This window comes from Candidatus Methylomirabilota bacterium (genome assembly GCA_036002485.1).
Classification (GTDB): domain Bacteria; phylum Methylomirabilota; class Methylomirabilia; order Rokubacteriales; family CSP1-6; genus AR37.
In genome coordinates this window covers 26,731-39,326 of record DASYTI010000120.1, presented here as the reverse complement: position 1 = coordinate 39,326, position 12,596 = coordinate 26,731, and the positions used below count along the sequence as shown (strand labels likewise).

The following is a 12,596-nucleotide window of genomic DNA, read 5'->3' as shown; positions in this document are numbered from 1 at the left end:
GGCGGCATCTCGCGGAAGGCATTGGCGCCCTCGTCGAAGCCATCGCCGCGGCCCACCACCTCGGCATAGCGGATGGGCGAGCCTTTCGGGCAATGGACGCGCACATCGGCGGGCGGCTCGGCCAGGATGCGGACGAGCAGGTTGATGCCGAAGACCTGAAAAGGTATCGGGTTCATGGCGTCATCGTACCATAGCTGGCCGTCCGTCGATCTCGCGCGCGGATCGGGGCGGACAGGATCAAGCTGAGACTACGGATCGATACCGGGCAGCGCGACCTGGTCACCGCGCTTTTCTATCCCCTCGAGCTTGGCCTCCACGCGATTCAGGGCGCCCGCCGCCTCGTCGTACTTGTTCCGCGCATTGGTCAGATGCCGGCCCACCACGTCGAAGGCCTCGCGGAACTTGTCGAGGTCCCCCGTCAGGCGCGCGAGCCGCGCCTGGATCTCCTGCGCGCTCCGCTCGATCTGCAGCCCCTTCAGGCCGAGGACGATCACGCGCAGGTAGGCGTAGAGGCTATTGGGCGACACGGGGATCACGCGCTTGGAGGTGGCGTAGACGGAGGGCGCGTCCTCGTCGATCGCCTCGTCCCTCAGGATGGCCTCGAAGTAGACGTTCTCGGCGGGAATGTACATGAGGGCGAAGTCGTAGGTGCCCTCGTCGGGCAGGATATACTTCTTGGCGATCTCGTCCACGCGTGCCTTGACGTCACGGACGAAGGCCCGTCGCCACTGGCGCCGTGCCGTCTCGTCGGTCTCCTCCAGGATGCGCTGGAAGTTTTCCAGGGGGAACTTGGCGTCGACGGGCACGAGCCGGTCGCCGATGTGGATGACGGCGTCCACGCGATCGCCCGTGGTGAAGCGGTGCTGGAGCCCATAGTGCCCCTGGGGGAGCATCTGGGAGAGCAGGTTCTCGAGAAAGGTCTCGCCCAGCCCACCTCTGACCTTGGGCGACTTGAGGATCTGCTCTAGCCCCGAGATGCTGCGCCCGACCTCGAAGATGCGCTGGTTCGCCTCGCCTAGCTTGCCGAGGCTGCCCTGCACATCGCTGACCACCCGGCTGACGTTCTGGAGCTGCTGCTGGACGGAGGATCCCACCTGCCCCACCTGCGCCGTCATCTGGCCCGCGAACTGCGCCAGCTCCTGCCTCACCGAGCTGATGGTGTCCGCCAGGCCCTTCTGGCTCTCGCTCCGGGACGCCTCGATCTCTCGCTGGAGCAGCAGGAGCGCCTGATCCGGCTGGCCGCGACCCGCCTCGATCTCGCCGAGCCGCCCGGCCACGCGGAAGAGCGCCCAGGCGATCGCGCCCACCAGCAGGACCAGCGCGACCAGGAGTCCCACGCCCCACCCTGGCATCACGGCAGGGGGCATCAGCGCCGCCTCCTCCAGTGGACACACACGGGCTTGAGGGCGCACGGCGCGCACACGGCGGCCGCCCGCCGGTTCAAGCACTGGCCGGACATGCGCTTGTGACAGAGGGCGAAGTCATACTTCACCGGGTCCTCGGCGTCGAGGCGCTTGAGCCCGGCCGTGATCTCCTCCACCATCTTCCAGTTCCGGCTGCGCCGGCGCGTCAGGCCCACGGAGCGGGCCATGTTCTCGATGTGGGTGTCGACGGGCATCAGGAGCGCAGCCGGCGGCACCTCGGTCCACAGGCCGAAGTCGGGCCTCTCCTGCCTGATCATCCAGCGAAGAAACAGATGCATCCGCTTGCACGCGCCGCCCGTCGAGGGCCGCGGGAACCAGTGGCGGTAGCCGTAGGAGAGGCGGTTCCGCGGGAAGACGGCGGACAGGTCCTGCTCGAGGAAGGCGGAGACGAAGCCCTCGAGGGCGGGGCCAACATGCGGATCGGCCGTCGAGTAGCTGGAGAGGAAGAGACCTTTGAGCGAGCCCCACCGCGCGAGGATGCGCTGGCTGGCCAGGCAGAACGCGAGGATGTCCCCCTCTCGATTGAAGCGATAGCGGAAGCCCCTGAAGCGTCGCCGCTCCTTGCCGAGATCGAAGCCTTGCACGAAGGCCGCCGGAGAGCTACCCATGCGCTCGAGAGTCCAGTTCACCCACGGACCGAAGAGATTAACGCGACCATACGCCATGCAGGAGGCGAGAAGTCCCGCGATCTCGAGGTCGGCGGGGTCGCGGTAGCGAAGGGGGAACTGGATGGCGTCGGCCGCGCTGCGCGAGGTCCAGTCGAACTCGCGGTAGAGCCGATCGAGAGGCTCCTTGAGCCGAGATCCCGCAGGCATGCATGCGCCTCCCATCCGGCATCTTAGCACGCCCCTTGCCGGCTCTCGGGCCGGTTGCTATCCTCGTCGCGAGGAGGTGGCCGCGCATGCTCAAGGTCGGCATCGTGGGGATGGGCGTCATCGGCACCCATATCGCGCGCGCCATCGACGAGGGAATTCCCGGCGTGGCCCTCGCGGGGGTGACGGTGCGAGATCCGGCGAAAGCCGCGGGCTTCACGGCGCTGCCCCTCGAGAGCCTGATCCGCCAGTCCGACCTCGTGGTGGAGGCGGCGACCCAGGCCGCCCTGCGCGACTTCGCTCCCGCCGTGCTCGCCGCGGGCAAGCACTTGATGGTGCTCTCGGTGGGAGGCCTCGTGGGCGCCCTCGAGGAGTGGGCGCGCCTGGCCGAGAAGCACGGCTGCCGCATCCTCGTCCCCTCCGGCGCCATCGCCGGGCTCGACGGCATGAAGGGCGCGCGCGAGGGCGGCATCAGCACCGTCACCATGGAGACGCGCAAGCCGCCCCGGGGGCTGGCGGGGGCGCCCTGGATCGAGGAGCGGAAGATAGACCTGGAGGCCATCACCGAAGAGACGCTGATCTTCGAGGGGCCCGCCACCGAGGCCGTCAAGGCCTTCCCCGCCAACGTCAACGTGGTGGCCGCGGTCTCCCTGGCCAGCGTGGGCCCCGAGAAGACGCGGATCAAGATCTTCGCCGTCCCCGGTCTGCCGCGCAACCAGCACCGCGTCACCGTCGAGGGCGAGTTCGGTCGCCTCGTCGTCGAGGTCGAGAACGTCCCCTCGGAGAACCCGCGGACGGGCAAGCTCTCCTATCTCTCCGCCATCGCCATGCTGAGGGAGCTCGGCGCCTCCGTCCAGATCGGCAACTAGGCCGTGAGCCTCGTCTCGAGTCATCGCTTGGCCGAGCGTCTGTAGATTGTCCGGGGGCCGGAGCACTCGCCTGGACTGGAGGCCGCGGCGGGCGGGGCGGCATTGACAGTGGAGCAGATTCCGACGGGGGGCAAGCTCCTCTACACACTCTTCCTCGGTGTGCTCGTGCCCGCGTACTGGGTCCACTGGGGCCCGAAGAACTTCCTGTGGTTCTCGGACATCGCCCTGCTCACCACGGCCGTTGCCCTGTGGCTGGAAAGCCCGCTCCTGGCCAGCATGATGACCCTGGCCATCGCCCTGCCCGAGCTCGCGTGGAATGCGGACTTCTTCGGGCGATTGCTCACCGGCCGCCACCTCTTCGGCCTGAGCGAGTACATGTTCGATTCCGGAAAGCCGCTCTATCTCCGCGCGCTGTCACTCTTTCATGTGGTCCTGCCCGTGGTGCTCATCTGGATGCTATCTCGACTCGGCTACGATCGTCGCGCGTGGGCCTTTCAGACACTGCTCGCTCTGATCGTGCTGCCCGTGACCTACTGGGTCACGGATCGGGCCGATAACATCAACTGGGTCTACGGACCGGGGAGCAGGCCCCAGACGCGGATCCCGCCCTTGGCGTACCTGGCCACGGTGATGGTGTTCTTTCCGCTCGTCGTCTATCTCCCCACCCATCTGCTGCTGCGAGGACTGTTTGGCACGCCGTAGCGGAGTCCTCGTTTTCCCGGTTCGGCCTAGTCCCCGCCGCCGAGCTCCTTTGGCGAGATGGTCTTCAAGACTTCGAGCAACACCTTGCCGGGCGCGCCGTTTTGGGGCGCGTCGCGATCGTCGCCCGGGCGGGCCGAGATGTTCGGCGTTGCAGGTTGATCATACCGTGCCTTCACGGGTGCACCGGAGCCGAGCTCTCGGCGGTTGAACTCGTCGTCCTTGACACTTTTGGGCGCCGCAGCCCCAGCCGACGGATCGACTGTCGACGTCTGCGCGGGGCCGGTGTGGTCGATCGGGGTCTGGGCGTCTTCCCAAGACGACCAAGGGGCGAACAGTCGAATGTCCACTCGTCGTGCCTTGGCAAAGGCTTCCGCGCTTGGCTTCTCGCCGGCCGCGAGCGCCACCTTGCCCATGGCGAAGGCTCGCAGCTGACGTAGTTCGATGCCGTGACGCTGCACGAGATAGCGGGTCACTGCTTCCACGCGCTCGCGAGCCAGTTCGTTGTTGTATCGGTCATTTCCCCGCGGATCGGCAAATCCTTGCAGCTCCAGGACTGCGTTGGCGTCCGCCTTGAGGGTTTTGGCCACGTCCTCGAGCTCGTTCATGTCCCCGTCTCGGATTTCGTTCTTACCCGAGTCGAAGTAGATGGATCTCGTCTCCAGCAGTCTGAACTTGTTGCGGTCCGCGAGTCGCTGTGAGAGTCGGGCTTGGGCATCAAGCGCGGTGACCGCCCGCGTCTTTGCGTCGCTCGCGCGCGCGCCCACCTCGTCGATCGCCTGGCGGCTTGCCCCGGCGCGATCCGCCGTTTCACTCAGCTTCGTCTCGGTTTCACGCAGCTTCGTCTCCTGAGTGTCGGCCCGTTGGGTGAGCTTGGTCTCCGTCGCGCTCAGTTGCGTCTGGACAAAGCTCTTCGTCGCGCAGCCAGAGCTGAGCACGGTGAAGCCGCTGCAGAGGACCAGGAACGCCAGTTGTCGGCTCATGACGCGATCTCCTTCGCCGATGTGAGCAATCCCGCCGGAATTGAAATGCCAAGAAAGGGCACTCGCTCTAAGTGCATACGGGTTGCCATGTAAAGTAAAGCCTGACGAGCAGACGGAAGAGCGATGATGAAGAATGCAGCACAGGCAGTCCGAGTGCCGAGCACGAGATTCCAACTGGATGATCGCGAAGCGCCTCATTTCCGGCAAAAGGACTTCCGCATTTGTCAACCCGCGAAGACACATTGGCGAATACGTTGCCTATAAGTAATGGCTTCCCAGAGAAAGAACTTCGCGGGGCCCGCCGTTTCTCTACGGTCAGAAGGACCGAGTGTCGATGACGCCCATTAGAACGCCATCGACGGGATCCGTGCCATTGGGGCCTTCCTATTGTCTGTTGCTCTCTGATTTGTTCCCGAGGCATCCGCCGCTTGGCGGGAGCTTGGTCGCGACCTAGGTGGCTGAAATGTTACTGAGGGATAGTTCTTACAGAAGGGTCGCTCCAACACGAACGCGCGGACAAGCTCATCGGCCCTGGACGCCGAAGCTGCCTGAGACTCGAACTCTATGGGACACCACCCAAACGAAGCAGACAGACCTTTTTCAGCAGCCGGCTAGGGAGTCTTCCCCGTAAGCTCCACGATCTTGCCCGAGCGCAGGATCTTCATGGTGAAGGGCGCGCCGGGCGACTTCTTGGTCAGGATGTCCCGGATCCGGTCATGGTCGTCAGCCTCGCCCACGCGGACGCCCTCGACGGACAAGATGATGTCGCCGCCCACCGCGATCGACTCCCCCCCGATGACGGCGACCTTGTCCCCGCCCAGCAGCCCCATGTCCCAGCACGGCGAGCCCTTGGCCACCGTCTTGACGAGGTAGCCCGTGGCCTGCGGCACATTGAAGATCGCGGCGAGCTCGCCGGACACCACCTGCCCTTCGAGACCGGTCCAGAACGACCGGCGCTCGAGGAGCAGGAGCCGGGCCGTCTTCATGGTGACGACGAATCCCAGGCCCTCGCTGCCCCCCGACTTGGAGATATTGTGGCTGACGATGCCGATGACCTCGCCCGCCATGTTGAACATGGGCCCGCCCGAATTGCCCGTGTTGATCACGGCATCGGTCTGGAAGAACTCCGCGAGCGGCATCGACTTGTATACGGTGTTGGGAGCCCACCGGGCGCTGATCCACCCCACGCTCAGGGCGTGGCTGAGCCCGTAGGGCGCCCCGATGACGACGACCTGGTCCCCCACTCGCACCAGGTCCGAGTTGGCCATGCGCGCGGGCGCCGCACCGGACGGCACGCTGTCGAGCTGGAGCAGTGAGAGGTCGGCCGAAGGCTCCGAGGAGAGCACGCGGGCACGGACGGGCGCCCCGCCCACCAGCTCGACGGTGATCTCGTCCACGGCATTGACGACATGGGCCGCGGTGATGACTTTGCCGTCGGCCGAGATGAGCACACCCGAGCCGGTCTCGTTGTAGCGCACGAGGCCGCCGGCGGCCGAGGTGACATCGCGGCCTTTGGCGCGGATGACGACGACGGAGGGATTGACCTTGCGAAAGACCTCGCCCACGCTCTGGGCGTGGCCCGCCCACGGGGCCAGGGCAAGCGAGATCCCGAGAACCATCAGAGCGACGAGCCATCGCAGCATGGCTGACATCTCCTTGCTCCTCACTCCCGGGTGGATGGCGGCGCCGAGTCTACCGACGCCGTGGGCGGGGCTGGCTCGGGCTTGATCTCCTGCCATCCGCCGCCCAGCGCACGGTAGAGCTGCACCCCGGCCAGCAGCTCGCCTCGCCGCGCCTTGGCGAGGTCGAGTTCCGCGCTGAAGAGCTTGGTGTCGGCGTCGAGCACCTCCAGATAGCTCGCCACCCCGCCCCGGTACCGTAGCGTGGAGAGTCGCGAGTATTCCTGGAGCGAATTGGTCAGTGCCTCCTGCTCGACGCGGAACTCCCGCGTCTTCCGGTAGCCGACCAACGCGTCCGAGACGTCGCGGAAGCCGGACTGCACGCTCTGCTGATAGGCGGCCACCGCCTGCTCCTGGCGCGCCTTGGTCGCGCGGTAGTTGAACCAGATGCGCCCGCCCTGGAAGAGCGGCTGGAGGAGCTGGCCGCCGAAGGCCCAGAAGCCGGAGGGGCCCTCGAAGAGCCTGGCCAGGGCCGCGCTCTCCTGTCCGCCCTGCGCGGTCAAGGTGATCTGAGGGAAGAAGAGCGCCTTGGCGACACCGATGTTGGCGTTGGCCGCCACCAGCTGCTGCTCGGCCTGGCGTATGTCGGGCCGCCGCTCCAGGAGGGCCGAGGGCAGCCCGGCGGGCACGGCGGCGACGACGACCTGGCCGTCCAGGGCGAGGCCGCGGGGCACGCCGCCCGGGCTCTCTCCCAGGAGCAGGTTGATCAGGTTCTCCGTCTGCTCGATCTGGCGCTCGAGCTCCGGGATCTGCGCGGCCGCCGTGTTGACGAGCACCTCCGCCTGGCGGACGTCGAGCCCGGAGGCGATGCCCGCGTCGCGCCGAAGCTTCACGAGACGCAGAGAGGCCATGCGGCTCGTCAGGGTCCGTCTCGAGATCTCGAGCTCGAAGTCGAGCTCGCGGAGCTGGAAGTAGGCCGTGGCCACCTGGCTCACGAGGGTCGAGGTCACCGTGGCCCGCGCCGCCTCGGTGGCCAGGAGCTGGGCCCGCGCCGCCTCGGTGGCCCGACGCAGCTTGCCCCAGAGATCGATCTCGAAGCTGAAGTTGCCCGCCATCCGGAAATCGTCCTCGCGCACTTTGCCGGGCGGCGGGATCTCCGGGAACGCGTTGCGGGAGACGCGGAAGCTCTGGCCGCTCACGGTGCCGCTCACCTGCGGAAATTGATCCGCCCTCGCGATCCCGACCTGAGCTCGCGCCTCGAGCACGCGTCCCACCGCGACGCGGAGGTCGAAGTTGCTGGCGAGGGCCCGACCTATGAGCCCGCGGAGCTCCGGATCCTGGAAGACCTCCCACCACTGGAGATCGCCGAGAGAGGTCGCTTCCGTGGCGGGCGGGACGTCGTCGGGCGACTGGCCCCGGAAGGCGCCGGGCACCGCCACCGGGGGACGCTTGTAGTCGGGGCCGATGGCACACCCGGCCAGGAGCAGCGCCGCCAGCGCGAGCGAGGGAAGGCTCCGCCTCACCGTCCTGCCTCCGCGGCGGGCGCGGGGTCGGCCGTCTCCGCGGCTCGCGCCCGTCGTGAGCCGGAGACGCGCTCGGCGAGCCGCTGCATCAGGACGTAGAGCACGGGGATCAGGAAGACGCCGATGCACGTCGCCGCCACCATGCCGCCGAACACCGCCGTGCCCAGCGAGTGCCGGCTGCCCGCCCCCGCCCCGCTGGCGATGACCAGAGGGACCACCCCCAGGATGAACGCGAACGAGGTCATCAGAATGGGCCGGAAGCGGAGCTCGGCGCCCTCCACGGCCGCCTCCACGAGCCCCGCGCCCTGCTCATAGCGCATCTTGGCGAACTCCACGATGAGGATCGCGTTCTTGGCGGCGAGCCCGATGAGCATGATGAGGCCGATCTGGACATAGATGTCGTTGGGCAGACCCCGCAGCCACACGGCCACGAAGGCGCCGAACACGCCCAGCGGGATGCCCAGGATGACGGAGAACGGGATGGCCCAGCTCTCGTAGAGGGCGGCGAGGAACAGGAAGACGAAGACGAGGGCGAGAGCGAAGATGACGCTCTGCTTGCCCGCCGACTCCTTCTCCTGCAGGGCCGTGCCCGTCCACTCGTAGGCCGCGCCCGAGGGCAGGTTCTGCCGCGCGAGCGTCTCCATGAGCGCGATGGCCTGACCCGAGCTGTACCCCGGCGCCGCGTTCCCGTTGATCTCGGATGTCCGGTAGAGGTTGTACCGGATGATGGTGTCCGGGCCACTCGTGGTGCCCACGCCGGTGATGGTGCTCAGCGGCACCATCAGCCCGTCCGAGGTCCGCGTGTAGATCTGGTTGATGCCGTCCGTCGTCGCGCGGAACTCGGGCTCGGCCTGGATGTAGACACGCCAGGTCCGGCCGAACAGATTGAACTGGTTCACGAAGAGGCTGCCCAGATAGATCTGCAAGCTCTGGAAGACGTCGCTGAGGGGGATCCCCAGGCTCTTGACCTTGTCCCGGTCCACGTCGAGCTTGACCTGGGGGACATTGGGCCGAAACGAGGAGAACATGCCGACCAGCTCGGGGCGCTGGGCCGCGGCCAGGACCTTGTCCGTGGCGTCCTTAAGAAAGGCGAAGTCACGGCCCGCGCGATCCTGGAGCTCGAACTGAAAGCCCCCGGCATTGCCCAATCCGTTGATGGGCGGCGGTCCGAAGACCAGGACGAGGGCTTCCGGTATGGTCGCGAACCTTTGCCTGAGCGCTCCGATGATGGCCGCCGCGTGCAGGTCCGCAGACTTCCGCTGATCCCACGGCTTGAGGGGCACGAAGATCGTGCCGGCATTCGAGTTGTACGTGCTCGTAAGCACGCTGAAGCCCACGAAGGCCACGGTGGCCTCCACCCCGGGCTGTGTCTTGAGGGCCGCCTCCAGCTTCCCCACCACGGCATCCGTGCGCTCCAGCGAGGCCGCGTCCGGCAAGGTCGCGCTGACGATGATGTAGCCCAGATCCTCGTCGGGCAGAAACCCGGTGGGGAGCCGCTGCAAGAGACCCCAGGCGAGCACGTAGAGCACGCCGAGACAGGCCAGCGCCACCACGGACCTGCGGATGGCCGTGCGGACGATCGAGACGTATCCGCCCGTCGTTCGTTTGAACACGCGGTTGAACCTGGTCAGAACGAATCCGACGGGCCCTCGCATGGGCTGGCGCGGGCGCAGGAGCATGGCGCAGAGGGCCGGCGTCAGGGTCAGGGCCACCAGGGCCGAAAGCAGCACCGACACCGTCAGGGTGATGGCGAACTGCTTGTAGAGCTGTCCCGTGATCCCCCCCATGAAGGCCACGGGCACGAAGACCGAGGCGAGCACGAGGGCGACGGCAAGGACCGGCCCCGACACGTCGTCCATGGCCTTCTCCGTCGCCTCGAGCGGCGGGAGCCCGTCCTCGATGTGATGCTCCACGGCTTCCACGACCACGATGGCGTCGTCCACCACGATGCCGATGGCCAGGACCATGGCGAACAGCGTGAGGAGGTTGATGGAGAAGCCGAGGGCCACGAAGGCCGCGAAGGTTCCGATCAGAGACACCGGCACCGCGAGCATGGGGATAAGGGTGGCCCGGAGGTTGCCGAGGAAGATGAAGACCACGATGAGCACCAGGAGCATGGCCTCCACGAGCGTGGTCAGCACTTCCGACACCGACGCCGTCACGAACAGCGTCGTGTCGAGCCGAAACCCGTACTCGATGCCGGGAGGAAAGTTCTGCGACAGCTCCTTCATCTTGGCCCGCACCGCCTTGGCCACGTCGAGCGCGTTCGATCCCGGGAGCTGATAGGTCAGGACCATCACGGCCGGGCCGCCGTTCAGGCGTCCGATGGAGCCGTAGTCCTGGGCCCCCAGCTCGGTGCGCGCCACGTCCCGGATGCGCAGCACCCCGCCGTCGGGCAGGGTGCGGACGATGATGTCCTCGAACTCCTCGATGGTGGTGAGGCGGCCCTTGACGTTCACCGAGTACTGGAAGTCGAGGCCCTTGGAGGCCGGCGGCTGCCCGATCTGGCCGGCCGCGGCCTGGATGTTCTGGTCGTTGATGGCGGTGGCGATATCGGGGCCGGTGACGCCGAGCTTGGCGAGCTTGTCGGGTCGGAGCCACAGGCGCATGGAGTAGTCGCGCTTGCCCACCACCACGTCCGCGTTGCCCACGCCGGGAATCCGGGAGAGCTGGTCGATGATGTTGATGACGGCATAGTTGCTGAGGAAGACCGTGTCGTAGGCTCCGCCGGGCGAGGAGAGGCTGATCACCTGCAGGATATTGGGCGACTGCTTCTTCACGGTGATGCCGGCCTGGAGGACTTCCGGGGGGAGCTGGGAGTTGGCGCGGCTGATCCGGTTCTGGATGTCCACGGAGGCGATATCGATGTCGGCGCCCACGCGGAAGGTCACGTTCAGCACGTAGCGACCGTCGTTGGTGCTCTTGGACTGCATGTAGATCATGTTCTCGGCGCCGTTCACCTGCTGCTCGATGGGCGCGGCCACCGTCTCCTCCACCACCTGCGCGCGGGCCCCCGTGTAGGTCGCCTGCACCTGGATCTGCGGCGGCGTGATCTCGGGGTACTGCGCCACGGGAAGGGCGAGGATGCTCAGGCCCCCGCTGATCAAGATGACGAGCGAGACCACGACGGCCAGGACGGGCCGGTGGATGAAGATCCGCACGAACATGGCGCTAGCGGGCCTTGGGTCGGGCGGGCGGCGCCGGTGAGGCGGGGGCAGCGGGGGGCGCTCCGCCGGGCGCGGGCGAGGCGGGAGCGGGCTGCCCCGCGGGCGGCGCGGACTCGAGGGTCGGGGCCACCGTCATGCCCGGGCGGGCCTTCTGCTGGCCCTCCACGATCACCCGCTCGCCGCCGCTCAGCCCCTGCCCCACCACGAAGTAGTGGTCGTACCGGTCTTCGGTGGTGATGGACTTGAGGGACACCTTGTTGTCCGGCCCCACCACGAGCACGGACTTGGCCGACTGGAGCTCGGTCACGGCTCGCTGGGGCACGAGCACGGCATTGGGCCGCTCCTCGAGCATGACCTTGATCCGGCCGAACTGGCCGGGCCGCAAGAGGAGCGAAGGGTTCGCAAACTGCGTCCGCACGGTGAGCGTGCCCGTCTTGGGATCGAGCCCCCGCTCCACGAGCACGAACTTGCCCGTGTAGGGAAACACGCTGTTGTCGGCCAGGATCAAGGCGTACTCGAGCTCGCCGGCCGCGTGCAAGGGGTCTTCTTTCCGCGCCTCCGTGCGCTTGGTGAAGCGCAGGTAGTCGAGCTCGCTCGCGCTGAAGTCCACCCAGATGGGGTTGGCGGACGAGATGGTCACGAGGGTGGTGGCGTCGCCCTTGCCGACGAGGTTGCCCACCGACCACTTCTTCCGCCCGCTGACCCCGTCGATGGGCGAGCGGATGGTGCAGTAGCTGAGGTTGAGCTCGGCCTGGATCAGGGCGGCCCGGGCCGACTGGACGGCCGCCTGCATCACGTCGACCTGTGTGCGCTCGGTGAGCTGCGTGTTGGCGAGCTGGGCCCGGGCGGCGTCCACCTGGGCCTGGGCCACGTCCTGCGCGGCCACGGCGTTGTCGAAATCCTGCTGCGGGACCGCGTCTTCCTTGATGAGCGGCCGCAGCCGGTTCACGTCCTGCTTGGCCTTGGCGAGCTGGGCCTCGTTCTGGGCCACCTGCGCCTTCGCTCGCTGCGTCTCCACCTGCTGCCGGGCGTAGACGAGGTCGGCCTCGGCCTTGCTCAGGGCCGCTCGGGCCGCCTGGACCTGGGCGTCGTAGGTTCGCTTGTCGAGCTCGAAGAGGACCTGGTCCTTCTTGACGGAGGCGCCCTCCACGAAGAGCACCTTCTCCAGCGTCGCTTCGACGCGGGCGGGAATGTCGACCACGGCATTGGCCACCGTCTGGGCCACGTACTCGCCGTAGATCGGCACATTTTTGCGGATGACTTCGGCGACCACGACGGCGGGCGGCGGGGCGGCCTGCCCCTTCGGCGGGCTCGCCGTCGTCTCCCCCTTGCATCCGGCGGCCAGGAGCGCGGAGATGAGCGATGTCGTGACGAGCAGACGGCGGACAGGGCGAAGGGCGGGTCTCACGGTGGCCGCTCGACGGGGGTCGCGTGCGAAATCGAAGCCCGCGCTGCTCGACGTCCGGGCCCCGAAGGGGTCAGATTTCATACCGCGAAACA

Annotated in this window: 9 protein-coding genes; 2 read left to right on the top strand and 7 right to left on the bottom strand. The window is 67.4% G+C overall.

Annotated elements, in window-relative coordinates; all coding sequences use genetic code 11:
- Window positions 1-248: 248 nt before the first annotated feature.
- On the bottom strand, window positions 249-1,367 hold the full coding sequence (locus VGT00_12545) for a DNA recombination protein RmuC (protein ID HEV8532241.1): 1,119 nt from the start codon (window positions 1,365-1,367) through the stop codon (window positions 249-251).
- Complete coding sequence (locus tag VGT00_12540) at window positions 1,367-2,239, bottom strand: TIGR02757 family protein (protein HEV8532240.1); 873 nt, start codon at window positions 2,237-2,239, stop codon at window positions 1,367-1,369. Before VGT00_12540 ends, VGT00_12545 begins: the two co-directional genes overlap by 1 nt.
- Before the next feature lie 86 nt (window positions 2,240-2,325).
- On the opposite strand from VGT00_12540, the gene VGT00_12535 reads away from it, so the two are divergent.
- Window positions 2,326-3,105: an aspartate dehydrogenase gene (locus VGT00_12535; protein HEV8532239.1), complete on the top strand. Its 780-nt coding sequence runs from the start codon at window positions 2,326-2,328 to the stop codon at window positions 3,103-3,105.
- A 108-nt stretch (window positions 3,106-3,213) separates the two neighbouring features.
- Window positions 3,214-3,807 (top strand): membrane-associated protein, encoded by a 594-nt coding sequence (locus tag VGT00_12530; GenBank protein HEV8532238.1) that lies wholly within the window; start codon window positions 3,214-3,216, stop codon window positions 3,805-3,807.
- A gap of 26 nt (window positions 3,808-3,833) precedes the next feature.
- Here the strand turns inward: VGT00_12530 and VGT00_12525 are convergent, their stop codons facing one another.
- From VGT00_12525 to VGT00_12505, 5 genes are all read right to left on the bottom strand, one after another.
- Window positions 3,834-4,787, bottom strand: a complete 954-nt coding sequence (locus VGT00_12525; GenBank protein HEV8532237.1) for an OmpA family protein — start codon at window positions 4,785-4,787, stop codon at window positions 3,834-3,836.
- 611 nt (window positions 4,788-5,398) lie between these two features.
- On the bottom strand, window positions 5,399-6,430 hold the full coding sequence (locus tag VGT00_12520; protein HEV8532236.1) for a trypsin-like peptidase domain-containing protein: 1,032 nt from the start codon (window positions 6,428-6,430) through the stop codon (window positions 5,399-5,401).
- 20 nt (window positions 6,431-6,450) lie between these two features.
- On the bottom strand, window positions 6,451-7,929 hold the full coding sequence (locus VGT00_12515) for an efflux transporter outer membrane subunit (protein HEV8532235.1): 1,479 nt from the start codon (window positions 7,927-7,929) through the stop codon (window positions 6,451-6,453).
- The gene (locus VGT00_12510) at window positions 7,926-11,096 is read right to left on the bottom strand and encodes a multidrug efflux RND transporter permease subunit (GenBank protein HEV8532234.1); all 3,171 of its coding nucleotides are present in this window, start codon (window positions 11,094-11,096) and stop codon (window positions 7,926-7,928) included. The genes VGT00_12515 and VGT00_12510 overlap by 4 nt, the downstream gene beginning before the upstream one ends.
- Window positions 11,097-11,100: 4 nt before the next feature.
- Window positions 11,101-12,585: an efflux RND transporter periplasmic adaptor subunit gene (locus tag VGT00_12505; GenBank protein ID HEV8532233.1), complete on the bottom strand. Its 1,485-nt coding sequence runs from the start codon at window positions 12,583-12,585 to the stop codon at window positions 11,101-11,103.
- Window positions 12,586-12,596: the final 11 nt, after the last annotated feature.

What these genes read in the sequence shown, in the direction of transcription:
- VGT00_12535 (HEV8532239.1), top strand. Translation starts at nt 2,326, where the DNA reads ATGCTCAAGGTCGGCATCGTGGGGATGGGCGTCATCGGCACCCATATC.
- VGT00_12545 (HEV8532241.1), bottom strand. Translation starts at nt 1,367, where the DNA reads ATGCCCCCTGCCGTGATGCCAGGGTGGGGCGTGGGACTCCTGGTCGCG.
- VGT00_12505 (HEV8532233.1), bottom strand. Translation starts at nt 12,585, where the DNA reads ATGAAATCTGACCCCTTCGGGGCCCGGACGTCGAGCAGCGCGGGCTTC.
- VGT00_12540 (HEV8532240.1), bottom strand. Translation starts at nt 2,239, where the DNA reads ATGCCTGCGGGATCTCGGCTCAAGGAGCCTCTCGATCGGCTCTACCGC.
- VGT00_12525 (HEV8532237.1), bottom strand. Translation starts at nt 4,787, where the DNA reads ATGAGCCGACAACTGGCGTTCCTGGTCCTCTGCAGCGGCTTCACCGTG.
- VGT00_12520 (HEV8532236.1), bottom strand. Translation starts at nt 6,430, where the DNA reads ATGCTGCGATGGCTCGTCGCTCTGATGGTTCTCGGGATCTCGCTTGCC.
- VGT00_12510 (HEV8532234.1), bottom strand. Translation starts at nt 11,096, where the DNA reads ATGTTCGTGCGGATCTTCATCCACCGGCCCGTCCTGGCCGTCGTGGTC.